Genomic DNA, 1,366 nt, shown 5'->3' with positions numbered 1-1,366 from the left:
TGAGTAATGCCAGTCAGTTAAGAGATTGACTGGCTTTTTCTTGGGTATTTTTGAGGTTTTCCTTTTACAACCCTTGGATAACTCCTCACTCTTCTCTCAGGTATAACATACCGATTAGATTTCTCCATTAAACTTTCCAGATGTTTGGGTAGATTACCTGCAGAAGCCAAAGAGTCGAATCTGAGTAAATTAAGAAGGGCAATAGATGCAATATGAAAACTGATCCTCAACGGGCTTACTTTGGCACGTTGAGCCATATATTTCATTTGTCTTCTTAGAACATTATAAGCAATCAAGACACCCCATAATTCTTGATAAATTAAGTCTGGCTGTTTGCTTCTTAAGTGCTTACCTTCCTGTAAATTGCTTTTAATTTCTCGGTAACACATTTCAATTTCCCAACGCTGAGCATATAACTTTGCCAAGGCTATAAGTGGGTATGTCTTTGAATCTAATAATGAAGTGATATAACGGCGGATTTTTCCTGCCTGCTCAACTTCAATTAAACGTGCTTCCCAGTAATCTCCTAATGCTGGATTAAGTTTTTTGGCTCTTGCTGATATTGGCATCCTGATATGAAAATCATGTGGGGAATTTCGTTTAATTATGTCATAACGTAAATTATCTTTAGCTCGCATAAGCCAATGGCTTGATTCTCCACGTGTTTGCCAGCCTATTAAAAAATCAGCAGAGAAATAAGCTCGATCAAACAAAGTAATACTTTGTGCTGGAGGAGATAATTGATTTGCTAATGTGAGTTCACCTTGATCCATACTGCCTATTTGGGCATCTATGATTTCATGAGTATTGGTATTCACTAGACACGTGGCTCTAACTTGTGGGTAAGGTGCTACAGCAGTTTTACCTTTAGATGAGCCAAAATGATTAAAATTCTCCTTGGTCAGTGGCATAGACCAAACCACCCCGTCAACAGCACATACACTAAGACCTTGAAAGGTTGAATATTGTTGTTGTGATTCATCAAACCATGCTTGGCTGATTAAGGAGAATAAGGCAGCTAAGGGTTCTCGACCTAAACGTTGTCGAGCTTGGACAGCTGCACTAGGAACACAATAATCTGTTGTACCAAACACGAGTTTTAATTGTTCTACCACATAGCTGATGGGTTGATTGCGAAACAAGGCAAGCCCAAGAACAAGCCAAACCACGTGCTCAGCAGGTAATTTTCTCCTTCTGATCGATGCCTTACCTGTTTGATGCAGGCTTGTTTCAATCCAATTTAAATCAATAAGTTCACAAAAATGGTTGAGTGATGGGAGAGCATGTTCAAGAGTGGATTCTAAATGTTCAGATAAAGACATAAAAAAATGAGCGTATTTACATACACTCATTTTTACTACATTTT

The 1,366-nt window shown here is 38.4% G+C and carries 1 protein-coding gene; it reads right to left on the bottom strand.

Annotated features, from left to right (window positions below):
- Positions 1–17: 17 nt before the first annotated feature.
- A complete protein-coding gene (locus HHA42_RS13285) occupies positions 18–1,322 on the bottom strand; it encodes an IS4 family transposase (RefSeq protein WP_163170003.1) in 1,305 nt (434 codons plus the stop codon).
- Positions 1,323–1,366: the final 44 nt, after the last annotated feature.

It is taken from the genome of Acinetobacter sp. A3 (genome assembly GCF_012371415.1).
GTDB lineage: Bacteria > Pseudomonadota > Gammaproteobacteria > Pseudomonadales > Moraxellaceae > Acinetobacter.
This window is presented reverse-complemented; position numbering and strand designations above follow the sequence as displayed.

What these genes read in the sequence shown, in the direction of transcription:
- HHA42_RS13285 (WP_163170003.1), bottom strand. Translation starts at nt 1,322, where the DNA reads ATGTCTTTATCTGAACATTTAGAATCCACTCTTGAACATGCTCTCCCA.